The 23505-nt window shown below is 63.0% G+C and carries 27 protein-coding genes and 2 pseudogenes; 22 read left to right on the forward strand and 7 right to left on the reverse strand.

Features of this window, described 5'->3' with window-relative positions:
* Window positions 1-408: 408 nt before the first annotated feature.
* The 4 genes from L2D00_14530 to L2D00_14545 form a co-directional block, all read right to left on the reverse strand.
* Window positions 409-810, reverse strand: a complete 402-nt coding sequence (locus tag L2D00_14530) for a hypothetical protein (protein ID WBQ13048.1) — start codon at window positions 808-810, stop codon at window positions 409-411.
* Window positions 811-812: 2 nt separating this feature from the next.
* Complete coding sequence (locus L2D00_14535) at window positions 813-1778, reverse strand: hypothetical protein (protein ID WBQ13049.1); 966 nt, start codon at window positions 1776-1778, stop codon at window positions 813-815.
* Window positions 1775-3178, reverse strand: coding sequence for a hypothetical protein (locus L2D00_14540; protein WBQ13050.1), 1404 nt, complete (start codon window positions 3176-3178; stop codon window positions 1775-1777). The genes L2D00_14535 and L2D00_14540 overlap by 4 nt, the downstream gene beginning before the upstream one ends.
* A 522-nt stretch (window positions 3179-3700) precedes the next feature.
* The gene (locus L2D00_14545; GenBank protein ID WBQ13051.1) at window positions 3701-4600 is read right to left on the reverse strand and encodes an endonuclease/exonuclease/phosphatase family protein; all 900 of its coding nucleotides are present in this window, start codon (window positions 4598-4600) and stop codon (window positions 3701-3703) included.
* 199 nt (window positions 4601-4799) lie between these two features.
* Between L2D00_14545 and L2D00_14550 the strand changes: the two genes are divergently transcribed.
* Both L2D00_14550 and L2D00_14555 read left to right on the forward strand, forming a co-directional pair.
* A complete protein-coding gene (locus L2D00_14550) occupies window positions 4800-5384 on the forward strand; it encodes a hypothetical protein (GenBank protein ID WBQ13052.1) in 585 nt (194 codons plus the stop codon).
* 18 nt (window positions 5385-5402) lie between these two features.
* Entirely contained in the window at window positions 5403-6128 is a 726-nt protein-coding gene (locus L2D00_14555; protein WBQ13053.1) for a formylglycine-generating enzyme family protein, read from the forward strand.
* A gap of 180 nt (window positions 6129-6308) precedes the next feature.
* Here L2D00_14555 and L2D00_14560 read toward each other — a convergent pair whose 3' ends face one another.
* Complete coding sequence (locus L2D00_14560; GenBank protein ID WBQ13054.1) at window positions 6309-7013, reverse strand: S24 family peptidase; 705 nt, start codon at window positions 7011-7013, stop codon at window positions 6309-6311.
* Window positions 7014-7102: 89 nt separating this feature from the next.
* Between L2D00_14560 and L2D00_14565 the strand changes: the two genes are divergently transcribed.
* From L2D00_14565 to L2D00_14635, 15 genes are all read left to right on the forward strand, one after another.
* Window positions 7103-7330 (forward strand): hypothetical protein, encoded by a 228-nt coding sequence (locus L2D00_14565; protein ID WBQ13055.1) that lies wholly within the window; start codon window positions 7103-7105, stop codon window positions 7328-7330.
* Complete coding sequence (locus tag L2D00_14570; GenBank protein ID WBQ13056.1) at window positions 7327-7539, forward strand: helix-turn-helix domain-containing protein; 213 nt, start codon at window positions 7327-7329, stop codon at window positions 7537-7539. The genes L2D00_14565 and L2D00_14570 overlap by 4 nt, the downstream gene beginning before the upstream one ends.
* The gene (locus L2D00_14575) at window positions 7536-7874 is read left to right on the forward strand and encodes a hypothetical protein (protein WBQ13057.1); all 339 of its coding nucleotides are present in this window, start codon (window positions 7536-7538) and stop codon (window positions 7872-7874) included. The genes L2D00_14570 and L2D00_14575 overlap by 4 nt, the downstream gene beginning before the upstream one ends.
* A gap of 23 nt (window positions 7875-7897) precedes the next feature.
* Window positions 7898-8386: a hypothetical protein gene (locus L2D00_14580; GenBank protein ID WBQ13058.1), complete on the forward strand. Its 489-nt coding sequence runs from the start codon at window positions 7898-7900 to the stop codon at window positions 8384-8386.
* Complete coding sequence (locus tag L2D00_14585; GenBank protein ID WBQ13059.1) at window positions 8383-9231, forward strand: ATP-binding protein; 849 nt, start codon at window positions 8383-8385, stop codon at window positions 9229-9231. Before L2D00_14580 ends, L2D00_14585 begins: the two co-directional genes overlap by 4 nt.
* A gap of 5 nt (window positions 9232-9236) precedes the next feature.
* The gene (locus L2D00_14590; GenBank protein ID WBQ13060.1) at window positions 9237-9920 is read left to right on the forward strand and encodes a hypothetical protein; all 684 of its coding nucleotides are present in this window, start codon (window positions 9237-9239) and stop codon (window positions 9918-9920) included.
* Window positions 9917-10147: a hypothetical protein gene (locus tag L2D00_14595; GenBank protein ID WBQ13061.1), complete on the forward strand. Its 231-nt coding sequence runs from the start codon at window positions 9917-9919 to the stop codon at window positions 10145-10147. The genes L2D00_14590 and L2D00_14595 overlap by 4 nt, the downstream gene beginning before the upstream one ends.
* A 140-nt stretch (window positions 10148-10287) precedes the next feature.
* Complete coding sequence (locus L2D00_14600) at window positions 10288-10488, forward strand: DUF6511 domain-containing protein (protein WBQ13062.1); 201 nt, start codon at window positions 10288-10290, stop codon at window positions 10486-10488.
* 13 nt (window positions 10489-10501) lie between these two features.
* The gene (locus tag L2D00_14605; protein ID WBQ13063.1) at window positions 10502-11269 is read left to right on the forward strand and encodes a PD-(D/E)XK nuclease family protein; all 768 of its coding nucleotides are present in this window, start codon (window positions 10502-10504) and stop codon (window positions 11267-11269) included.
* Window positions 11266-14202 (forward strand): toprim domain-containing protein, encoded by a 2937-nt coding sequence (locus tag L2D00_14610; GenBank protein WBQ13064.1) that lies wholly within the window; start codon window positions 11266-11268, stop codon window positions 14200-14202. The genes L2D00_14605 and L2D00_14610 overlap by 4 nt, the downstream gene beginning before the upstream one ends.
* 99 nt (window positions 14203-14301) lie before the next feature.
* A complete protein-coding gene (locus L2D00_14615; protein ID WBQ13065.1) occupies window positions 14302-14838 on the forward strand; it encodes a hypothetical protein in 537 nt (178 codons plus the stop codon).
* Window positions 14835-15026, forward strand: a complete 192-nt coding sequence (locus tag L2D00_14620) for a hypothetical protein (protein ID WBQ13066.1) — start codon at window positions 14835-14837, stop codon at window positions 15024-15026. The genes L2D00_14615 and L2D00_14620 overlap by 4 nt, the downstream gene beginning before the upstream one ends.
* A complete protein-coding gene (locus L2D00_14625) occupies window positions 15023-15478 on the forward strand; it encodes a DUF6362 family protein (protein WBQ13067.1) in 456 nt (151 codons plus the stop codon). Before L2D00_14620 ends, L2D00_14625 begins: the two co-directional genes overlap by 4 nt.
* A 54-nt stretch (window positions 15479-15532) precedes the next feature.
* The gene (locus tag L2D00_14630) at window positions 15533-15808 is read left to right on the forward strand and encodes a DUF1778 domain-containing protein (protein ID WBQ13068.1); all 276 of its coding nucleotides are present in this window, start codon (window positions 15533-15535) and stop codon (window positions 15806-15808) included.
* On the forward strand, window positions 15805-16323 hold the full coding sequence (locus tag L2D00_14635; GenBank protein WBQ13069.1) for a GNAT family N-acetyltransferase: 519 nt from the start codon (window positions 15805-15807) through the stop codon (window positions 16321-16323). Before L2D00_14630 ends, L2D00_14635 begins: the two co-directional genes overlap by 4 nt.
* Before the next feature lie 477 nt (window positions 16324-16800).
* Here L2D00_14635 and L2D00_14640 read toward each other — a convergent pair whose 3' ends face one another.
* Window positions 16801-17652, reverse strand: coding sequence for an EAL domain-containing protein (locus L2D00_14640; protein ID WBQ13070.1), 852 nt, complete (start codon window positions 17650-17652; stop codon window positions 16801-16803).
* Between the two features lie 210 nt (window positions 17653-17862).
* Here L2D00_14640 and L2D00_14645 point away from each other — a divergent pair.
* Window positions 17863-18650, forward strand: a protein-coding gene (locus tag L2D00_14645; protein WBQ13071.1) for an IS5 family transposase whose coding sequence is annotated in 2 segments (ribosomal slippage) — window positions 17863-18196 and window positions 18196-18650 — 789 coding nt in all. Because the reading frame shifts where the segments join, the coding sequence is not laid out codon by codon here.
* Here the strand turns inward: L2D00_14645 and L2D00_14650 are convergent.
* Window positions 18609-19859, reverse strand: coding sequence for a diguanylate cyclase (locus tag L2D00_14650; protein WBQ14517.1), 1251 nt, complete (start codon window positions 19857-19859; stop codon window positions 18609-18611). The two genes, L2D00_14645 and L2D00_14650, sit on opposite strands and share 42 nt — an antisense overlap.
* Window positions 19860-20301: 442 nt before the next feature.
* Between L2D00_14650 and L2D00_14655 the strand changes: the two genes are divergently transcribed.
* From L2D00_14655 to L2D00_14670, 4 genes and pseudogenes are all read left to right on the forward strand, one after another.
* Complete coding sequence (locus L2D00_14655; GenBank protein ID WBQ13072.1) at window positions 20302-21624, forward strand: site-specific DNA-methyltransferase; 1323 nt, start codon at window positions 20302-20304, stop codon at window positions 21622-21624.
* A gap of 446 nt (window positions 21625-22070) precedes the next feature.
* Window positions 22071-22394 (forward strand): annotated as a pseudogene (locus L2D00_14660) (flagellin).
* Between the two features lie 390 nt (window positions 22395-22784).
* Window positions 22785-23027 (forward strand): annotated as a pseudogene (locus L2D00_14665) (flagellin).
* Window positions 23028-23145: 118 nt separating this feature from the next.
* Window positions 23146-23418, forward strand: a complete 273-nt coding sequence (locus L2D00_14670) for a hypothetical protein (GenBank protein ID WBQ13073.1) — start codon at window positions 23146-23148, stop codon at window positions 23416-23418.
* The last annotated feature ends 87 nt before the right edge of the window (window positions 23419-23505 follow it).

Consider the following 23505-nt stretch of genomic DNA (forward strand, 5'->3'; position numbering starts at 1 on the left):
CGAACGTCTCCACTATTGTCACAAGCCGCGCCGCGCTGGCGCTGGCGCAGCCGGATGAGACCAAGCGCCAGCAGGTCGCAGACAGCCGCACGCCGCTCGGCGGGGGTCATGAGATGGGGGGCAAGTGGGTTCATCATCGCTTCCCGGGTCTGAACCGGGACCATGACGACCATGCAGCGCACGCGCCACGGCTATCGGCGCGCTATCCAGGTGCAGCGAGGAAGAAAGCAGGGATGCGAAAACCGGCCCGGTAAGCGATCAGGTAATTACTCCAGGGACTGAGCCTGCGACGAGATTTTCATGTGCAGGCTCGCACCAAAAGAACAATTATTACAATTAGTCCAATAAACTTGAAAATGCTTGAAAAAATCCAGGCCCATGATCCAAAGGGTGGTTCGGAATCAGACATCACAATCCTTTCTCGGGATTGAACAATTTTTCGCCCGCATCCCGTGCGTTTTCTATATGAGCGTAGGGTCCGAGTTTTTTTCCATATATTTCAAGTACGTAGACACTCCTGTCTTCGTTGCGGTGATTGGCTCGCTTGAAGATACGGGCAACAGACGATCCTTGGAAGAATCCATAAAAGCTGCTCTTGCCCTGCTCGTGGGGATCCCATTCCAAAAGTCCTGTAATTATCCGTTTTCTAGAAATTTCAGGCTCCACTGCATCTAAAGCGGCTTTCAATTTCTTTGCATCAGCGTTATCGGGATCTTTCTCTATAATGCGTTCAGCATTGGAGCGCAAATTCTTGCGCTCTATGTTGCTCATCTGAGATATCTTGGCAATCATCGTGTCAATGCTCTTCATTTTCATGACTCCTTCCCAATGCTTGGAATTATATGACCATGCGTGTTCCACCACCCAACCAAGATATTCGCGGATATCAACCCACTTTCGACGAGGTCGATCTGCGCCTCAAACGGTGTTTGAGTATCGAGCTGGGGGGTGTCAATGACGATACCGAGAGAGCGGCCTGCCGGACGGACATAGCCCCCTATGGCTGACAGACTTTGCGGGACGGCGATGGAGGCAGCCTTTGAGGGCCAGCCACCGAGCATGATCTTCACGGATGCGGAAGGTGCTGAGCTATCCCGGCATTGAAGCGACATGCGTGGGCGAGGCAGGCCTGGCCACAAACGTAGGGTCTTGGGCACATCAAAATAGATGGTCCGGGATTCGGTGGGCCGGACGCCCATTCCATTGGGGTTCATTTTCATGAACAGGCGCGGGAAGCGGCGATTGGCAAATGCTTGATACTCATGGAAGAATTGCGCGCTTTTTTCATTCGGCGCGGGTTCATAAGGAGTGCGCGCCTGCAAAATGGCAGCTTCAAGCATCAAGCGATCCTCGGCTTCCAGCGCAGGCAGCAATGCCTCATACGTTACGGTCCGGTCAAAGGTGTTCGCCTTGCGCCCGGCGCTCACATAAATTTCCGGGGCGACCAGCACGGTCAGGGCCTTGGCCCCCTTCGCCCGTAATGTGGCGGCGCTGGCAGCATAGCGCTCGGGTTGTGGGTCGCCTTGCCGGGTAACGCTGTAGCCCGCGTCGATCTTGTTTTCCACCAGCAGACGGGTTCCGCAGGTCGTGACGATTTCAAGATCGATACTGCCGGTATGGTTGGGACCGCAATGCCGGGTCTGCCGCTTTGCTTGCCGTGCGCGAATGTTCGGGTCCGACAGGGTGATTTGCGCGAAGCGTGCCCAGAATGCTGCGTTGGCCAAAATATTGCGCTCAAGGAGCGCATCGATCTGATGTTCATAGATGCGACAGGTCATGACGCACCTCCTTCATCATCGACTGAAGTGGCGAGCTCTGCCCATCGCTGCTCCGCCTCATGCTCCTGTTCATCGAGTTGCGCTTCCCGTTCCAGTCTGTACTCTGAAATCAGGGCTTTCAGCCGCCCGATTTCGGCAATCAGCGCCTCTTCCATCTCTCCGCTCAATAGGGCGGCGTAGAATGCTCGCCCAGCTTCAGCGGAAAAGATGGATTGCTTGTCGAAGTTGGGTTCGTCCGTTTCAAGCAAGCTGACTGATTGAGGGCCATTAAATTCATTGCGATCCATTATGTTTCTCAAATGCCATGCATCAAAAGGTTGAGTGCTGAAGTAGTAATGCTCAACATACCAATTTCCATGATCGCCGACAGGTTCCTTCCATAGAAAATTAGTAAATAGAGTTTCATTATTTTCTATTTTACACAAGGCAATTTTTTGATCTAATTTTACCAACATGCCTTTTGTAAAATAGCAGTATTCAAGGGTCCAAGGAATAAATGGCTCGGCTTCTTCATTGTTGGGTAAGAGAATTTGAATGTGGGCTTGACCAGAAAATACGGGTCCAATATCGCCCGCCTCGGTGCGTTCGGCGATGCAAAGTCCGAACTCGCGCCACAAGCGCACCTCTATATCGATAGGATTGCCAAATTCAGCCAGCTCGAGATTATTCAGATTATCCTGCCATTCGCTGAATCGTGCGCGAACACGGAAACTGCTTTCCAGCAGGCGGCACAGCGGAAGCCGAGGCAGCGGCTGAATTTCGCTCCAGTGATCGAAACCGATTTCATGCTGCCTTTCTCGAAGCAGAGGCAATCTAGAGGGCGTGATCTTGCCACATGCCGACAAATTGCCCGGAAGCAAGGCCCACTCATCAAATAGAGCCTTAAGTTTGGTTGTTTTCGCCACGGCTGTCGTCATCCGCTTCACGAGCCCAATAACCCGTTCGGCATCATCATCGCGGGCGTGGTCCGGCTGCTCCAGATTAATCCCATCAAGCATTTCGTAGAGATGCAGGTCACTGTCTCGACCTAATTCGGTCGAGATGGCATCGGCCAGCTTCACATAGGGGTGTAGCTTCAGCGTGTGACCGCTGAGATGCGCCTTGTCGCCGAACAGCGCATACCGTGACCGGTTCTTCGGATCGATGCCGGCCTTCTCCAGAATTTTTTTGTAATGGCCTTGCTTTTTGAGTTCGAAAAGCTTCTCCCCCAGCCTGCGCGCCAATGTTTTGGCGTCCTCTTGCCTGATCAGTGAACGCTGCTTCTTTCGTCCTTTGGGCCGCTCCAGGTCGCTTCGAAGCGCCTGTATCTCGGCGCGTCGCCTGGTTTCTTCAGCTTTCCAAGGCCTGGCGGCATTGGAGCCATTCGAAGGCTTATGCGGAAATTGATGGATTTCCGCCATTTTAAATACTCCCGCCGACACGGCGGCGATGGCCCCTCAGGGGCGCGACAGTTACGACTGCGTAGCTATCGTCGCTGATGATGACGCCGTAACGGCTCAGCCTGTTGTCTCCAGCCTTATGCGCCCGCCGTCGGCTGACGATCAGCATGCGGCAGTTGGAGCCGACGTGCTTGTCGATGTCCGCCATTTCAATGAGCCTGGAAAGAAATTCGGACCGTATGCCGCGCTGAGCGCATCTTTGCCGGGCATGGGTAGTAAGAGCAGTCATGTCAGCCTCCATTGCTGCGGCCATTTAGCAGCGTGGAGACCGTGCCGTCCGCCTCAAAATGAAGAATTATTATGTTTATTTTTGAGGAAAATCACAGGCTCTGGTGAGCCGATATTGCTCATCTGGGTTGTACCAGAGAAAATCGGCAGCAAGCGCTGTTCATGGCCTCACCGCGTTATCGGATCATCGAAGTCAGCAAGGGAGAGGTCAAAAGCGCGAAAAATTCTCCTCGAAAGTAAGGTCTCAGGTGCGTCCTACCTGACAATCTCCACCAGGATCGGACAGTGGTCGGAGGGCCGCAACGGGCCTGTCTCGGTGAATGTGGTCTCAGAGAACGATCCCATCACCTTGCGCGTGAAGGCGTGCTCGTTGAGCACCAGAAAATCGATGAATTCGCTATAGCGCGGATCGCAGGCCGGGCGGATGCCGGCGCCCGCGATGTGAAGGGCGTAAGGGTCGCCGTCATTGAGACCGCGCCAGACCTCGTCGCCGTCCATCTCAAAACGCCGGTTGAAATCACCCCCGACGATGACGGCGCGCCCCGATGCACTGCGCACATCCACCCAGTCTTCCAGCACATCGGCCTGCGCAAACAGGGTCGGGCATACATTGGACGTGTCGCCCTGATGGCAACCGGAGGCGAGATGTACGCTCATGATGTCAAGAGGCTCGCCCTCGACAAGCGAGATCGCCACGCCGTGGCGCATCCGGCCAGAGCTGCGCACATCCAGCTCGACAAAGTCAGGCAGGCGCTCATAGGCAAGGGTGTTGCGGATGGCGATGGCGGTGTTCTGGGCGCGCAGGCGCGAGCCGTCATCGCGGCCGCGGCACAGCGGATACTCGCCCGAGGCGGGCCGTTCCTCGACATGGAAGGACCAGCCCGGACCGAACACGCGTTCGAGCGCGCTCTCGCCATCGATCTCCTGGAGGAGCCATATGTCAGCATCGACCTGCCTGATGTAATCGGCAACCCGATCAAGACCGGCCTCGTCGCGCGGGGCGCAGCCTGCGCCGATCTCAGCGGTGAGGTGCTCGATATTCCAGGCGGCGATCCGCAGCGAGGAGGCCTCACTGGCCGGAGCTGCTGTATCGGTGGACGCCTCGCAGGCTCCCAGCAGCATCGCGGCGCCGAGGCTCAGGACAAAGCGCATCATGGGCAGGCCTCCTCAGATTTCGGTTGGCTGAGCGATAGCCTCCGCCACGAAGGCGCACAACCGCCCTTCGGGCTTTCTGGCGAGCGATGCCTGTTTGCCCTGGCAGCCCGCGCGCCATGTGTTGCCATGCGGTGACAGCCAGATCCGGGGCCTCGGGTTAAGGTTTGCGCCTATTTGGGTGCAGGCCGACAAGGGGGGCATGATGTTCGGACGCCGCAGGGCTGGCACGATCGGACTGGTCGGCGTGCAGCAGATACTCGGTGTGGGCGGCGCGCTGACGCTGGCCAATGTCCTCAAGGATCTGATCTTCTGGACCGACATGATCCGTACCATTCTCGGGGGATGGGCAGAGTTCGTGCAGACCTGGCTGTGGCCAGTCGCCGCATTCATGTTTGGCTGGGTGTTCGAGCTTCTACAGCTCGAGCTTACCGCCTTCTGGAAGGACTATCTGACCATCGGGCTCCTGTTCGCGGCCGGGTTTCTGCGCCATTTCTGGCTGGTGGTGCGCCGCATCGACGAGGAGGCGAGCGCTGATCTGGAAGAATATGGCGGCAAGGCCATCATCCCGTTCCCTATCTATATGTCGTCTGCCTTGCGCTGGACGCCGCTGATCCTGATGCCTCTATCGATCGTCGCCTGGCCCGCCACCCTGGTCCTGTTTGCCGCAATGATGGTGCTGTCACGCGAGGATGTGCGCTTTGTCATTTATGGGCTGGTGTCGATCCTATTGCCGCTGATCTATCTTGCGCTGCTGATCGCCGTGAACGAGCTCGTGCTCAGATAAATCAGGACAGGGCAGATCATGGGGTTATTCAATCGGCGCAAACTGATCCTGCCGCGCATGGTGCGCATCAGGCCGGGCAAGTTCCTGATGGGCTCGCCGGGAGACGAGCCGGGTCATCACCAGTCTGAGTCCCCCCAGCATGAGGTGGCGATTGGTTATACCTTAGAAGTGGGCAAGTACCCTGTCACCTTCCGCGAATGGGATTCAGCTGCGCGCCTTGGCGCCTGTCACGGATATCTTCCGGCCGATGAGGGCTGGGGCCGTGGATGGCGTCCTGTAATCAATGTCAGCTGGGAGGACGCGCAGGCCTATATCCGCTTTCTCAATGAGCGCACGGGCCGGCGCTATCGCCTGCTGACGGAGGCCGAGTGGGAATATTGCTGCCGGGCGGGCACGACGACGGCCTATGCCTTTGGTGACACGCTCGCCAGCCGCAAGCAGGGTGTCGTGTTCGCCTACAACCGCACGGTTGAGGTCAACCGGCTCTGGGCTAACAGATGGGGGCTCGTGAGCATGCATGGCAGTGTATGGGAGTGGGTTGAGGATTGCGCGAATAACAGCCATGTGGGCGCGCCGAAGGACGGCTCAGCGCGCACAACTGGTGATTGTTCAAACCGTGTCGGCCGTGGCGGCTCGTGGGGCGACATCGCGCAGTTCCTGCGCTCCGCCTACCGCGACAGGATCACACCAGGCGGTAGGAGCGGCCTCAACGGGTTCCGTCTTGCGAGGACGCTTCCCGATTAGGGAAGCGGTTAACTGTTGGCCCTTTTGCCTGCTTACCTGTGGAGATGGCGAGAGAGGGGCGTTGAAGCGCTGAGTGTGGGCGTAAGCGCCCCCGTCCCGCAAATCGTGTCGCCGGTTCGGGCAATAAGCCGCTGACCAGCAGGCAGCGCGCCCGCGCGACATGGACCTGAAACCAGGACGTCACAGTCGCCTTGCAGCCCACACCACCCGCCCGACGATATTGACCTCCTCGGCGTCGCGCTCATAGGTGCGGTATTCGGGATTGACCGAGTGGATGATGACGCGCGGCGGCTCGGAGTGAGCGATGTGCTCGACGCGCTTTGCCACAAGCCCCATGCCATCCCAGACGACGAAGATGCCAGGCGGCACAGGGATGCGCTGGCTGGTGTCGATGAGGATGCGGTCGCCGGATGACAGCACCGGCTCCATGGAATCGCCATCGATCGTGATCATGCGCAGGTCTGCTGCGCGCGCGCGGAATTCGTGACGGATGAGCGGGTCGGGCAGGAGCCAGGTCTCGCTCGCCTCCTCGAGCCCCTCGTTGATCGCGCCGGGACCGGCCGAGGCGCGCACGTCGATCTCGGCGATGGCCGAGAACCCTTCAGGATAGACAAGCTCGCGTCTCGCGGCCCGGCGCGGCTCGTGGTCGCCATGGCCGGCGCGCCGGGGGAGCCTGCGGGCATTGCGCAGGCTGTCCTCGCTGACGCCGAACAGCTCCGCCAGTCCCTCGCGCACGTCCTCGGGCAGGACCTTGGGTGAGCCGCGATAGATGTACTGGTGCAGATAGGCCGCGTTGCGCCCGATCGCGAGCGAGGCGTTCTTCAGGTCCGTGCCCTTGTCCTCGATGAGGTTGAGCACCCGGATCCGGATGGGATCGAGCTCCATCGCGCTAACTCCCTGTCATCACTGGATAGGAAATATACAACATCTTCCAATTGACGCAAGTGCGGCTCGCTGATTTGATGCTTCCTATCATGACGAGTCTCACCGATCAGTTCCGCGCACGGGTCGACGCCTTTCTGGAGGCGACCGGGTTTAAGCCCACCGAGTTCGGCCGTCAGGCCGTGGGGGACCCGTCTTTCGTTCTGGGACTGCGCAGGGGGCGGTCTCCGACCCTGGCCACGGCTGATCGCGTGCTGGCTTTCATATCGCAGGTCGAAGTGGCTGAAGCGCGCCGCCATGCCAATAGGACAAGACGATGAGTGATCTTCCTATCAGACATCTCCACCAGGTCGATCTGGCGCGCCGCTGGAAGCTGTCGCCGCGCACGCTGGAGCGCTGGCGCTGGCTGGGGTGCGGGCCCGCCTATCTGAAAGTGGGCGGGCGGGTGCTTTACCGGCTGGAGGATGTGGAGGCCTATGAGGCCGCCAGCATCAACGCGTGCCCGGCGCCGCTGGGCGGTGTGTCATGAGCGCGCCAGCCATACGGCGTCCTGCCGGTGCGATCAGCGATGTGGAGCTGTGCGCGTGGATCGCGCAGGCCGAGCCCGGCGCCTGGCTGGAATACCATCGCGGCTTTCTCGTCATCGACGCCATGGCGGGCATCTCGAAGCTGCCTGGGCCTGACCGGCGACGTCTTGAAGCGCTCGCCGCAGCCGCCCATCGCGCCTTCCATGAAGGCCTCGTCCATCTCGTCCAGGTGCGCATCGGGCCTGACTGCTTTGCCTATGTCGCCATCGCAAGGCCGCGCCCGGCCGCTGCGCCGGTGCGTCTCAACACGCTGCTGGCGCTGAGCGAGGCCGCATGACCCCCCAACACAGGAGACCTTTCATGGTTGATCACGCCAACGCGCCAGGTCTTGACGATCTGGCCAGCCTCTCGCGCGGGGAGATTGCGGCGCTTCCCGCCGCAATGCTCGCAGATCTCCAGAGCGAGCTCGCCGCGGCGTCTGCCCGCCTCAAGACGCTTTCCAGCCGCCTCACCGGCGCGCTTGAGATGCGCTATGGCGCTCGTGTGCTCGAGGCCCTGCGCGCTGATGACCGCGATACGGGCACGGTCCGGTTCGATGATGAGGGCCTCACCGTCATCGCCGATCTGCCCAAGCGGGTCGAATGGGATCAGGCAAAGCTCGCACGCATCGCCGCCAATATCGCCGCCTCCGGTGAGGATCCGGGCGAGTTCATCGACACGAAGCTGTCGGTCTCCGAGCGCAGGTACGCCGCCCTGCCTGAGGCCTGGCGCAAAGGGTTCGAGCCCGCGCGCACCGTGAAGACCGGTGCGCTCAAGGTGGTTCTGGCTGCACGCGGAGAGCGCTCATGACCTTGCGCATCGTATCAGCTGACGAGCGCCTGCGCGAAGCGGCGGGCAAGACCACCATGGCGCTGTTTGGTCCCAGCGGCGCGGGCAAGACCACGCTCCTCAAGACCCTGCCGCCCGGGCACACGCTCTGCATCGATCTCGAAGCGGGCCTCAAGTCGGTTCAGGACTGGCCGGGCGAGAGCATCGCGATCCGCCGGTTCAGTGATGCGGTCGATATCGCCTGCCTGATCGGCGGCGCCAATCCGGCCGCCCAGCCTGATGAGCATTTCTCGCAGGCCCATAACGCGCATCTGCGCGCCCAGCACCCCGAGCTGGCGACGAAGATCGACGCCAAGCGCATCATCTTTGTCGACAGCATCACCGATCTCACCCGTCAGGCCATGGCATGGGCCAAGACCCGGCCCGAGGCGCTGTCGGAGCGCACCGGCAAGCCGGACACGCGCGGCGCCTACGGGCTTCTGGCGCGCGAGGTGATCGGGCTCTTGAAGCACCTCCAGCATGCGCCCGGGCGCACGGTCATTTTCGTGGGCATCCTGGAAAAGGTCGTCGACGACATGAACCGGGTGACCTGGCAGCCCCAGATGGACGGGGGCAAGGTCGCGCGCGAGCTGCCTGGCATTGTCGATCAGGTGCTCACGCTGAGCCTGTTTACCCCCGAGACCGGCCAGGAGGGTGCCAGCGCGTGGCGCCATGACCCCGACAAGGGCGACCAGCGCCGCCTCGTGTGCCGTTCGGGCAACCCCTGGGGCCTGCCGGCCAAGGACCGTTCAGGCCGCCTCGACCTGACCGAGCCAGCCGATCTCGGCGCGCTCCTCTCCAAGATCAATCAACCCGCAAAAGGATAACCCAGATGACCTTCGACATGAATGATGTGGAGCCCCAGCAGTCGGGCGATCTCATTGCGGACGGCACGTTCGCCAGGGTGACCATGTCCATCCGCAAGGGCGGCGCGGACGGGGCAGGCGAGGTGGATCGCGGCCTCCTCAAGCCCTCCAACCAGCCCGGCAGTGACGTCTTGATGCTTGATGCCGAGTTCACCGTAGCCGAAGGCCCGTTCGCGAGGCGCAAGTTCTGGCAGAATTTCACCGTCCAGGGCGGCAAGCTCGACGAGCAGGGCCAGTCCATTGGCTGGAAGATCTCCAAGGGGGTGTTTCGCGCCATGATCGACAGCGCGCTCGGTCTGGACCCGCAGGACATGAGCGAGGCGGCCAGGGCCAAGCGCGTGCTGCGCGGGCTGGCTGATCTCGACGGCATCAGCTTTGTCGCCAAGATCCAGATCGAGCCCAACCGCAACCCCGCCTACAAGGACGCCAACAAGCTCGACCATGTCGTGCTGCCCACGGCGCCTGAGTGGCGCAAGGTGATGGCGGGCGAGAGCGTACCGGCACAGCCATCGAACAGATCCCGGCCCGCGCCTTCGCCCGCTGCGCCAGTGGCCCCGGCGTGGGGACAGCCAGCTTCGTCTGCGCCTTTGTCTGCCCAGACGCCGCCTGCCGCTGCGCCGGCGTCAGGTCCGGCCTGGCTGAACCCGTGAGCGAGGATGAGTGGCAGGCCCATGTCACCTTGCAATGCGCCATGGCGATGGGCGCCTGGCTTGAGGCGCGCGGGCGCCTCGAGCGGCCCATCGCCAGCCTTACCCGCAAGGATCTCGAATGCCTCGCCGTAGCGGCCATCACACGGTTCGTGGTGCTCAACGCCATGCGCGGCGAGGGGGCCTGTTCGAGCGCGCGCGGGGCCCTGGACGGTTTCCTGAAGGGGTAGGTCTGTGCGCCGTGTGCGGCCGCCAGGAGCGTGGATACGGCTTCTGCCGCGACCTTCGCCCCGATCTTCATCCACGCTGGCGCTTCTGCTCGCGCGTCTGTCAGGACGCGGGCGTGCGCCTCTTCCAGGAGCATGACGCCATGATCGACAGGACGGACATGGAAGCGCGCGCCATTCGCGAGGCGCGCCGCGCGCTGGCCGAGACGCTGAGCGAGCTGGGGCTGATGGAGCCCTTTTTTGCGCGCCCGGCTGAAGACATCGACCGGGTGATCGAGGCGTGCGTGGACGGGTTCCAGGCCTCCATGCAGCGCCAGTCAGACGCCGGCGATCTGCCGTTCTGAGAGGCGCGCCCCCATGATCGACCTCAACCATCGCTCGGGCTTCGTCTATGGCCGGGCCGACGCCCCCGCACCGCCGGGCGCGCGGATCAACACGCTCATCGATGACGCGCTCGTGGCCGAGCGCGAGAGCCAGCGGCCGCGCGATTATCTCGGCGCCAGCCGTATTGGCGAGCCGTGCGCGCGCCGGCTGGTCTATGAGATCACCCACACGCCGCCAGATCCGGGCAAGGAGCTGGAGGGGCGCAGCCTGCGCATCTTTGCAGCCGGGCATGTGTTCGAGGATCTCGCCATCAGCTGGCTTCGCAGGGCAGGCTTTGATCTGCGCACGCAGACCAGAACCGGCGGCCAGCTCGGGTTCGAGACCGCAGGCGGACGCATACGCGGCCATGTGGACGGCGTGATCGTCGCTGGCCCGGACATTGGTCTCACCTGGCCCGCCCTGTGGGAGCACAAGGCCCTCAAGGCGTCCTCCTGGTCGGATACCGCGAAGAAGGGCGTGCAGCTCTCCAAGCCCGTCTACTACGCCCAGATGCAGATATACATGGCTTATATGGGCCTTGGGTCGGCGCTGATTACCGCACTCAACAAGGACACCTGCGAGCTTTTCCATGAGCCCGTGGCGTTTGATCCGCCGGCTGCTCAGGCGCTGTCGGACAGGGCCGTCGATGTGCTGCGCGCCGCTGACGCAGGCGAGCTGCCGCCGCGGATCGCAGCGCGCGCCGATTTCTACCTGTGCCGGTTCTGCCCCTACGCTGCGCGGTGCTGGGAGACTCGCACGTGAACCGGTGCTGGCTCGATCTCAACGATGTGGCGCCCGTCCAGCCCGCGCAGGAGCGCCATGACCTCGACCTGATCGTTGAGCGCCTGCGCGAGACGGCGGAGATCTGGGTCCCGCGTCTGTTCGCGAACGGCAGGCGTGTGGGCGATGAATGGCGCCTTGCCAACATCCGCGGCGAGCCCCCGCGCAATACCGGATCGTGCGTCATCGCGCTTTGCGGCGCGCATGCCGGCGACTGGATCGATTTTGACGGCCATGCGGGCGGCGGGCCGCTCAGTACGATCGAGGAGGCGACCGGTCTCCAGGGCCGTCCACTGATTGAGCGAGCCGCCGAGATCGCCTGCGTCACACCGGGCGCGCCCGAGCGGCGGGGCCCGGCGGTTCCGCCAGCGCCGAAGCGCGATGCGGCTAGAGAGATCGCGCATATCATCGCGTCGGCCGAGCCGCTCGCGGGCACGCAAGCGGCGCGCTACCTTACGGGCCGCGGTCTCGCAATCGCCGCCGAGGCCGATCTGCTCTTCCATCGCGACCTCACGCACTGGGAGACCAGAACCGGCTATCCAGCGCTTCTGGGCCAGGTGCGTGATCGCCAAGGGGAGGTGATCGGGCTCCACCGCACCTATCTCGTTGAAGACGGCGGCCAGGTGCGCAAGGCGCCGGTCGCCAAGCCGAAAATGATGCTCGGGCGCATCGCTGGCGGCGCGGTGCGCCTTGGGCCGCTCGGCGATGACGACAGGCTGGCGCTATCGGAAGGCGTCGAGACCGGGCTTGCGGTGATGACGGCCTGCCCCGGCCTGCCGGTCTGGGCGACGCTGTCCACTTCCGGGCTCGAGCAGGTCGATCTGCCGGCCGCAGCCCGGCGCGTGCTCATCCTGGCCGATAATGACGCCTCGGGGGCCGGTCTGCGCGCCGCGGACGCCGCCGCCCGGCGCCTGCGCGCGCAGGGTCGCGATGTCGCCATCGCCGTGCCCCCCGAAGAAGGCCAGGACTTCAACGACCTCCTGCTGGGCGAGGGGCCTGAGGCCGTGGGCCGCGTGATCGACGCCGCGCAATCGGTTGTCGAGACAGAGACCGTGATGCAGATCGGCCAGCACCGCCCGGTCAACTATCGCGGCAGCGGCGAGGCCGTCCCCACACTGCGCGCCGATGAGGGCGATCTCGCACGCTCGGTCGAGCGGGTCTGGAGCCTCCTCATGGCCTCCAACAGCACGCCGTGGGTGTTCCGTTTTGCAGGTCAGCCCACTTGGGTGGTCCCTGACGATGAGGGCCGACCGGTCGCCGCCGAGATCACTGAAGAGCGTCTGCGGCACATGCTGGCGCGCCTGGCCCACTGGAAGAAGCTGAACGCCAGGGGCGAGCTGGTCGCAGCCCCGCCCCCGGTCGCCGTCGTCAAGTCAGTGCTGGCCACACCCGACCCGGCGCTGCCTGTTCTGGTGGGGATCGTCAACACGCCGGTCTTCGGCCGCGCTGGCACGCTGCTGACCACGCCGGGCTATCATCCCGATGCGCGGCTTCTCTATGCTCCGACGCCGGGGTTCTCGGTCCCCACCATCCCCGACAGACCAACGCCAGCCGAGATCGCCGCTGCACGCAGCGTCCTGTGCGAGGATCTGCTGGGCGATTTTCCCTTCGTGGGCCCTGCCGAGATGGCGCACGTGATCGCGCTTGTGCTGCTGGGGTTCCTGCGCGGCATGATCGACGGGCCCACGCCCCTGCACCTGATCGAGAAGCCCAGCCCCGGCTCGGGCGCCACGCTGATGGTCGATGCCGTGGCCACCATCCTCACTGGCTCGGGCGCGAGCGTCATGACCGAGGGGCGCGATGATGACGAGTGGCGCAAGCGCGTCACCGCCAAGCTGCGCCAGATCCCCGCCATTGTCCTGATCGACAACCTGCGCGCCAGGCTCGACAGCTCCGCCGTCGCCGCGGCCCTGACAGCCCCGTTCTGGGAGGACCGCATCCTTGGCGCTTCGGAGATGGCGCGTCTGCCCATCCGCTGCCTCTGGATCGCCACCGGCAATAACCCTGAGTTCTCCAACGAGATGGCCCGGCGCCTGGTGCGCATCCGGCTCGACCCGCATGTGGAGCGCCCCTGGCAGCGCACGGGGTTCCGCCACCCCGATCTCATGGTCTGGGTGCGCGCCAACCGCGCCCGGCTGGTGGCCGCGTGCCTCACGCTCTGCCAGGCCTGGATCGCGGCAGGCAAGCCGCGCGGGGGCCGGACCATCGGCTCGTTCGAGAACTGGGCGCACGTCATGGGCGGCGTGCTCGAGGTGGCCGGGATCGAGGGGTTCCTGGGCAATCTCGAGGACATGATGGAAGCCTCCGACACCGAGGGCGCCGCCTGGAGCGCGTTCATCGCCGCCTGGTGGGACAGGTTCGGGACCGCGCGTCTCGTGACGGCGGACCTCTACGATCTGGCGATCTTGTCCGATCCGCCCCTTCCGATGGGCAGTGGCAACGAACACGCGCGCAAAACGGCCTTCGGGATCGCGATCATGCGAATGCGCGATCGCGTGTTCCGGGTCGGCGAAGTCGAGGTTCGACTGGTCCATGCAGGAGTCGAGCACAAGGCCGCACGCTGGCAGCTGAAGCTCAATGATAAGAAAACGAGCATGTTCTCTCTGGATCAGCCCAAGGTTGGGGAACCTCCAGCAAGTAAGGGGAACCTCCAAAGAGAAGGTTCCCCTCAGCAACCTATTGAAAAAAATGGAAAAGGGGAACCTGGGGAACCTGGGGAACCTCTCCCCACCCTTACGCACACGCGCACGCGCGCGCATGCGATAGAGAATACCGCAAAAGGTTCCCCAGGTTCCCCAGGTTCCCAAATCCCAAATAAATCAGCCGGTTGTGCAGGGGAACCTCCGGGGGAACCTCCAAACGCAGGTTCCCAAGGCTCACACCTGCCCGACTGGCTGCGCGAGCTCGATCCATGAGGCGCACACACCCCGATCCGACGGCGGCGGCCCCGTACCGCCAAGCACCAGGCCGCCGCCGCCTTCCACCAAGACCAGCCACCACAAAGGAGACCGCTCATGGCTGACCTGACTGTGTCCAGCACCGCGCGTGGCGCAACCCCGCAACTGCCGCCGGGCGCAGGTGCGCACCGCACCATGCTGGCGCTCGATCTTGGCACCGCCACCGGCTGGGCTCTGCGCAGCCCGGATGGTCTGATCACCAGCGGCACGCTCTCTCTGCGTCCCGGCAGGTTCGACGGTGGCGGCATGCGATATCTGCGCTTCTCGGGCTGGCTCGGCGAGCTCGACCGTCTGTCCGGTCCGGTCGCCGCCATCTGGTTTGAGGAGGTCCGCCGGCACGCGGCGACCGACGCCGCCCATGTCTATGGCGGGCTCATGGCCACGCTGACCGCCTGGGCTGAACTGCGCGGCGTGCCCTATCAGGGCGTCCCGGTCGGCACGATCAAGCGTCACGCCACCGGCAAGGGCAATGCGCCCAAGGAGGCCATGATCGCAGCGGTTCGCGCCCGCGGGTTCTCGCCCGCCGATGACAATGAGGCCGACGCCATCGCCATCCTTCTGTGGGCCATCGAGACCCGGGGAGGTGTGCTGTGAGGTGGGCGCCGCGCGGATACGGCGGCCAGCGCCGCAGCCCCGAAGAGGTCAAGCGCGAGGGCTGGCGCGAGCAGCGCGTCCTCGCGGTTTCACTCGATGATGATCGCCTGACCTGGCCCGAGCGCGAGCTCGTGCGCCAGCTGGGCGAGAAGCTCTATGGCCCCCAGAACAGGGATATGCGCCGATGACCCAATGGACACCCAGCCTCGTCGAGGAACGTTTTGCCGAAGCCGCTCTCGTGCTCGATCGCCTGCCCGCCCCCCGGCGCCAGGGCTACTTCAACACCTGGCCCGAGATCGTCCACAGCTTTGCTGACAAGGCAGAACAGGAACCCGGGCCCATGCGGGTGCTGCCGTCTCCCGCCGCCATCAGCCGGATGGAGGAGACGCTAGGCTGGACGGTGGGGCTCGATCCCGTAGACGGCAAGATCATCTGGATGCGCGCCCATGGAGCACGCTGGAAAACGATCTGCTGGACGGTCGGCTTGCAGCGCTCCGCCGCTCACGAGCACTGGCTCTACGCGCTCTGCGTCATCGCGTGGCGGCTGAACCGCCGTAAAGTCCCCCGGCTCCGATCGCGACGCTATGTGATTGAAATGGTCAAGGGCGCTTGCGAGGACCCGGCCAGCCATCCCAGTTAACTCCTTGTCCGTACGTTGTCCGTATGATATGAAGGCTGGGATAGGAGAACAGCCATGCCCGTAGCCGAAGCCAAGTCCGAACGTATCGAAGTGCGCACCACGCCGACGATGAAGGCGCTGCTGCAGCGTGCAGCCACGTTTTCGCACAAGAACGTGACGGAGTTCCTGCTTGAGGCGGGCATCCATGCCGCTGAGGAAGCGCTCGTTGATCGACGCATGTTCCGGCTGGACGACGCCCAGTGGCAAGCCTTCCAGGATGTTCTCGACCGTCCCGTCCAGAGCAAGCCGCGCCTCGCCAGACTGCTCGCCGAGAAGAGCGTGCTTGAGTGACGGCGGAGAACCAGGCGTTCTCTGCCGTGCGAAAGCTCGATGCCTCCCACGACGTCGACGCGTTTGATTGTGGCAAGGAACCTCTCGACCGTTTCCTGCAACGCCACGCTCTGGTCAACCAGAAAGCGGGCAGCGCTCAGACCTATGTCGTCTGCCGCGGGGAGCTGCGTATCATAGGCTATTACAGCCTCGCGGTCGGTGCCGTCGAACATGCCGACGCTCCGGGTCGTGTCGGCAAAGGGCTTGCCCGCCATCCGATCCCGGTAATGCTCCTTGCCCGTCTTGCCATCGACCGGTCCGAGCAGGGAAAGGGGCTCGGCAGGGCTTTGCTCAAGGATGCACTGCTGCGCACGGCCCAGGCGGCCGACATCGCGGGCATCCGGGCACTGCTCGTTCATGCCAAGGACGATGAAGCGCGTGCCTGGTACGAGCAATTCGACTTCGAACCGAGTCCGACCGACGCCTATCATCTGTTCCTGCTGATGAAAGACCTGCGGGCGCTCCTCGGGGAGTGACCGCAATCTGGCGAGACAAGGCGAAAACCGTCCGCCGGACACTTTTCGAAGAGACGAAAAGCCCGGTTCTCGGGTAGTTTCTGCCTATCCTCGGGAGAGGCGCGCGTCGCGGTCTTTGTCCCGCTTTCAGACGAGTTTCCGGTTCCTTCCTGGCTGAAATCGTATGCTGGGGGGCTAAGCGCGGCATATCGCTAGCGACAGAGCGATTTTTTTGGGAAGCCCCCCCCTTGCGGAAGCCACCCAAAAGCGCCTGAAAGCCGCAATAAAACAGTGACATAGCCGGTGGATTCCAGAGTGGATTCCCTGGACCCCGGAAGCCACCCGGAGTCCACTTGGGAAGCCACTGGAATCCACCCGCCGGAATCCACCCCCGCCAGCCCACAGGATCAGCGTCATGACCCTCGCCTTCGCGCCCGAGCGGATCGAGCACTGGCCGCTTGCGCGCCTGCACGGGATGGATGGGGCGTATTGCGTCAGCTATCTGCCGACCGCGCGACGGGCTTGCATGGAAGCTGATGACGCATCCAACAGGCATGCGGGGCGGCCGAACAGATAGCCTTGCCCATTGGTGCAACCGAGCGCCGTGAGGAGTTCGGCCTGCTCCTCGCTTTCGATGCCCTCGGCGGTGACGTCCAGCCCGAAATCCTGTGCGATGCCGATGATGGCGCGTACGAGCTGAAGATCGGCATGTGAGCGGGTTATCTCCATGACAAAAGACCGGTCGATCTTGAGACTATGGACGGGCAACTTGCGCAGCATGCTCAGCGATGAATAGCCGGTTCCGAAATCGTCAATAGCCAGGCGAATGCCGAGTGTGCGCAATTCCTCCATGGCCCGGATGGCCTTGTCCGGATGCTTGATGATCGCAGACTCCGTGATTTCCAGGCACAGCCGTCCTGGCGCCATGCCGGAGTATTCCAGGGCGTCTTGAATCTTGTCGATCAGATCGGGCTCCTCAAGCTGGAGCGGCGACAGATTGACCGACATGCGCCAATCGCCGCCGAGGCGCCCCGCCTCGGCGAGTGACCGTTCAAGAATGGACGCGCCGAGCCGGCGTATGATGCCCAACTCTTCGGCAAGGGGAATGAACTCGGCCGGAGAGACAGCGCCGAGCGTATCGTCTGTCCAGCGGGCAAGCGATTCATAACCTGCAAGGCGGCGTGACCGCAGATCGACAATCGGCTGGAATGCCGGCTGGATGGTGCGTTGCTCCACCGCCCGGTGCAGATGATGTGCAATCAGTGTGCGTCGCTCAATTCTCTCGCGAATCCGACTGTCGAAAGCGATGATGCGCGCGCGCCCGGCAGACTTGGCCGTATACATGGCCATATCAGCCTGCTGGATCAGCGCCTCCGGATCGACCTTCGCACCTTGATGCAGGGTGATGCCAATGCTTGCGCTGATCTGGAACTCACGGTCGCTCGTCTTGATGGGGGTGGACAGACACGCCTGCAGCTCGTGTGCGAGGTTTTCTAGGACCTGTTGACGAAGTGGATTCCCAACCCGCCCGAAGCGTGATTCAAGACTGGCTTTTGGGAGGTGGTCTTGGTTCGCGGTTTGATGACGGACGAGGAGTGGGCGTTCTTTGCGCCTTTCGTGGTGGCGACCGGAGGCAAGCGGGGCCGCCCGCCTTCTGATCATCGCCGCGTGCTGGACGGCGTGTTCTGGATCGCGCGCACCGGCGCGCCCTGGCGTGATCTTCACGACTATTTCGGTCCGTGGACGCGGGTCTACCGCCAGTTCCGCCGCTGGACGCTGTCAGGCGTGTGGGAGGTGATGTTGGAAGCGCTGGGCGAGAGCGGGGCCGTACCCGACAGTCTTCAAATGGTCGATTCCACTATCGTTCGCGCGCACCATCAGGCTGCGGGCGCTAAAGGGGGACTCAAAAACAGGGTTTTGGGCGCTCAAAAGGTGGCTTCACGACCAAAATACACCTTCGCACCAACGCTGAAGGGCTGCCCATAGCCGCTGAGATCACCGGCGGTGAAGTCTCCGACTACAAAGGTTATGAGGCGGTGATGGCCGCGCATGGCCCAGTCCCGCGCGTCCTGCTGGCCGACAAAGGCTATGACAGCGACAATATCCGAACATCGCTGGAAGCCGCCGGCGCCGTGCCGATGATCCCGGCGCGCCGAAACCGCAAGAACCCCGTCCAGATCGACGACTTCGTCTATGGGCTGAGAAACCGCATCGAGCGGTGCTTCAACAAGCTGCGCTGCTCACGCCGCCTCGCCACACGCTACGACAAGACCGCCGACAGCTATCTCGGCTTCATCCATCTCGCTTCAATCCGCCTGTGGTTCCGGTACTTTGTCAACAGCACCTAGCATGATGACGCTCTCGACCTGGTCGACCACCACGACGAACTCATCGCCACCAAATCGCGCGACCGTATCCTGTCTCCGGATGGCTCCTTGCAGGCGCTTGGCTGCAGCAATGAGGAGTTCATCGCCTATAGCGTGACCATTGCCATCGTTGATAAGCTTGAAATGGTCGATATCCAGAAAGACTATTCCCACATGGCATTGGCTCTTTACCGTGCGAGCTGCGGCCTGTTGGATGCGGTTAATCAGCAAGGTCCGGTTTGGGAGCCCTGTCAGGATATCATGCGTCGCCCGATGAGCGAGCGCGTACTCAGAGGTTCGCCGCTCGGTGATATCGTGTGAGGTGATTACAAGCCCGCCGACCGCGTCATCGTCTTTTAAGTCGGTGAGGTTTGCGCTCATCCAGCGGGGTCCGTGGCAAGTCATCAATACATGGTCGGGCAGTTTTTCAGCCTTGGGAGAAACGCTTTTGCCAGATTGCAGGTCTTCAGACGTCGGCTTAAGACTGTACATGAAATGCAACACTTTTTCACGTGTCCTGGCCTCCAGGTGCTTCCAGTACAGGCTGCCAACCAGTTCGGATCCCAGAGCTTCAATGGCGGCATGGCTTGCCCATTGGACAACTCCATCCGCGTTGATGACCACGACGAGATCCTTGCTGTGGCAGGTTATCGCGGCGAGGCGGGACTGCGCCAAGGCGACCTGGCGCGAAGCATTCCGGCGCACAAGTGATGATGCGATAACGTCCGTGACGGAGCGCAACAGGCTCATCTCGCCATCGGTATAAACACGGGTCGAGCGCACGGAATCGAAGCCGACAATACCAAGCCTCTTGCCAGCATTAAGCATCGGCACAACAAGTACAGACTGGATTCCTTGGCTTTGCAGGAATGTACGCTCGTCTGCCCGATCGTCGGGGAGGTCGGCGACACATGGCACGTGGATTGTACAACCGGAGGCAAGAGGCTGGACCCAGCCTGCAATAGCATCATGAGGCAGGCTCTGGAGATTGGCGATTTCGGGAGCGATCCCCGGAGCACACCACTCGTGGGTGTTGTCAATCAGTCCGCCTGGCCGGTCCTGGAAGACATAAGTGCGGTCTGCGCCGCAGAAGGCGCCCAGGCGGGCAATGGCGTCGTTGATCCCGGCATCCACCTCCTCGTTGGCGCGATGGACGAAGGAGCCAAGGATCTCGGATACGAGAGCCTGCATGGCGGTCAATCGTTCGTATGCTGCCCGAAAATCATCGTAATCGGAGGGAGGGCTGCAAACTCTGCCACCTGTTGGCATCCTAGACACTTCGTATGCCTCCGAACTTTAAGGACATTGGAGCGGCACGCACATTGCCTGCATAGCGAACACACATTAACTTGGTGCTAATTCTCTACTTCGAGTTTCACAAATAAATTGTGGCCACAACACCTTTTTGGAACAAAAAGTGTTCATTGAATGGAGGCGCCTTCAAGGCTTTGGCGCGCCATCCCCGCCTTAAGCCGTTGGCCTGATCTGCGAGACCCGCGGCGCCGGGGGCGCTGTTGAGCTTTCCGGTCTGCTTCTAGCGGGCTTTTCAGCCTCCGCTCCATGACACAATCGCACGCCATGAGCACGCCCAAACATTGCGTCTAAGGCGACGCCAGCCCACAGGATCAGCGTCATGACCCTCGCGTTTGCGCCCGAGCGGATCGAGCACTGGCCGCTTGCGCGCCTGCAGCCCTATGCGAAGAACGCGAAGGCGCATGGTGCCGACCAGATCGCGAAGATCGCCGCCAGCATGGCCGAGTTCGGCTGGACCGTGCCCTGCCTCGTGGGCGAAGACGGTGAGCTGATCGCGGGCCATGGCCGTGTGCTGGCGGCTGCCCAGCTCGGGCTGACCGAGGCGCCGGTGATCGTGCTGGGGCATCTGACCGAGGCGCAGCGCCGAGCCTATCGCATCGCGGACAACAAGCTGACCGAACTCGGGACCTGGGATGAGGCGCTGCTGTCGGCGGAACTGAACGACCTCCTCGCGGAGGATTTCGACCTGTCGCTGGTCGGGTTCTCCGACGGGGAGCTGGACAAGCTGCTGGCCTTCGTGCCGGAGGGCGACGGTGAGGACGGTGGCGGCGGCTGCGTGCCGCCGGTGACCATCCCCGAGCCGCCACGCAACCCGGCCTCGCGCACGGGCGATCTGTGGATCCTCGGTGACCATCGGCTGCTCTGCGGCGACAGCACGAACCACGCCGATGTCCGCCGTCTGATGAATGGCGAGCGGGCGATCCTGTTCGCAACCGATCCGCCGTATCTCGTGGATTATGACGGCTCGAACCACCCGACGCGCAACAAGGACTGGAGCCAGTCCTACGGCGTGACCTGGGACGACAGCTCGCAGGGCGCCGAGCTCTATGACGGGTTCATCGCCGCGGCTGTGGCAGAAGCCATCACCGAGGATGCGGCCTGGTATTGCTGGCATGCCTCGCGCCGCCAGGCGATGCTGGAGGCGTGCTGGGAAAAAGCCGGCGCGTTCGTTCACCAGCAGATCATCTGGGTGAAGGACCGCGGCGTGCTCACCCGGTCCCATTACCTCTGGAAGCACGAGCCCTGCTTCATGGGGTGGCGCCGTCCAAACCGTCCGCCAAAAGTTGCCGAGGAGACGCTGGCCTCCACATGGCCGCTGCCCAGCTTCGCCAAGGACGATCGGCCCGATCACCCCACGCCGAAACCCCTGGACGCGTTCGGCATCCCCATGCGCCAGCACGTTGCCCGCGGCGGTCTCTGCTACGAGCCGTTCTGCGGCTCAGGCTCGCAGATCATGGCCGGTGAGGCCAATGGCCGGCGCGTGTTCGCGATGGAGATCAGCCCGGCCTATGTCGATGTCGCGGTAGAGCGCTGGCAGGCGGACACGGGACGCGAGGCGATCCTCGATGGTGATGGGCGGGCGTTCGCCGCTGTGAAAGCGGAACGGCTTGTGGGCGAGGCCTGCGCCATTGGCAGGGTATGATTGGCTTTGTGATGGACGCCGGTTACGCAGCAAACTGCGGCGTGCTGAATTGGAGGCTTCGATCTGTGCGCGGCGTCAAACCGGGTTGGTCAACCGAATCTTAGGCCAATCAGGTTATGGCTGCAGGGTTGAGTTGCGCCCGGGCGCAACAGGATCGGCCTCCAGAAGGGAGCGGCCATGAGACCTATGACGGCATGCCCCGCCCCTGTGGCTCAAAGCCTTGACGGGACTGGCTGCGCACTGCCCCTGTCCGGAGGACCGGCTCATCCGGCCTGCGCCGTCACGGCTGGCTCCACCACACTCTTCGATATCAGCGTTAACAGTCGGTTAGCGGCGTGTGGCGGTCGTGTCCGATCGGCGATGGCGCATGCGCGCGATCTGGCCCGCCTGCGGTGCGTCTGCGGGGTGGGTTGACCGTGCTTACGATCAACACCCATCCGGGCGCGATGATCGCCCTGCAGCACCTCAATCAGACCCATCGCGATCTGGTTCAGGGGCAAGAGCGCGTCACCACCGGCCTGAAGGTCGCCTCAGCCAGGGATAATGGCGGCGTCTACGCCATCGCACAGGGCATGCGCTCCGAGCTTGGCGGCCTGCGCGCCGTGCAGCAGTCCCTGGATCGGGCGGTGACGGCCGTCGACATTGCGATCGCGGGCGGCGAGGCGATCCAGGACCTGCTGATCGAGATGAAAGGCATTGCCCTGGCGGCCACCGACACCTCGCTTGATCTGGCCGCCATCACCAGCCTGAACGAGGACTTCAAGGCGCTGCGCGATCAGATCAACACGGTGGTCAGCTCGGCCGAGTTCAACGGGGTCAACATCCTTGACTGGCCCCCGCCTCCGCCCCTGCCGCCAGGCTTCCCGGCCCCGCCGCGGGGCTCCCCAAACGGCCTGCCGCCAGCGGGCTCGGTCGCCTTCACGGCCATGACCGGCGCCGGGGAGGGCCAGGCGATCGAGATCAGACATGAAAACATGCGCTTCTCCTCGAACATCACTCACGATAACGGCCTGATTAAGCTCAGGGCGACATGGGACTTCCTTAGCTTCTACGGGTGGGGGCCGGCGCACTTGGTAGCCGGAAGAAACGGAACCAATACCCAAAGGGCGGCGTTTATCGCTGACCGGCTCGATCAATCGATCATCGAAGTGGGCAAGGGCTTGTCTCGTCTCGGGACCGTGTCCAAGCGGCTGGAAATCCAGAACACATTCGCCGGCAAGCTGTCGGATGCTATGGAAACGGGCATCGGCAATCTCGTCGACGCGGACATGGCCAGGGAGTCGGCCAGGCTTCAGGCGCTGCAGGTCAAGCAGCAGCTGGGGCTCCAGGCGCTCTCCATCGCCAATGCGGCGCCCGGTGCCATACTCGGCCTGTTCGACCCGCCGCGCAGCGCGCGGGCATGATCGTGCCGCGGCGCGTCGCGCGGAAGCGATCAGGCCGCGAGGCGCTTCATGAAGGTCAGACATTCACCGCTGTGAAGGCTGAGCGGCTGATTGACACAGCACCCGAGGCTGATGCGGCATGAAACAGTCGCGCGCGATGTCCATGATCGAGGCGCTGGCCAATGTCGCCGTTGGTTGTGGCGTGGCCGTGCTTACCCAGATCGCGGTATTCCCGCTGTTCGGGCTCTCGGTCACGCTGACCCAGAACCAGAACCTGATGATGGTCGGGCTGTTCACGCTGGTGAGCTTCATTCGCTCATACGCCCTGCGCGGGGTGTTCGAGCGCTTCAGGGCGACAGGTCGCTGCGGCGGCCATGGCGTACATGCAGGACCTGCACAGCCTCCTGAGTAACAACATAATAGATGCGCCAGCGTGTGGCGTGTCCGTAGAGTGCGCGCCTTATCGTCTGGTCGAATGCCTGCGATTCCGGTGCGACAG

This window comes from Hyphomonadaceae bacterium BL14 (assembly GCA_027627705.1).
Classification (GTDB): Bacteria; Pseudomonadota; Alphaproteobacteria; order Caulobacterales; family Maricaulaceae; genus Oceanicaulis.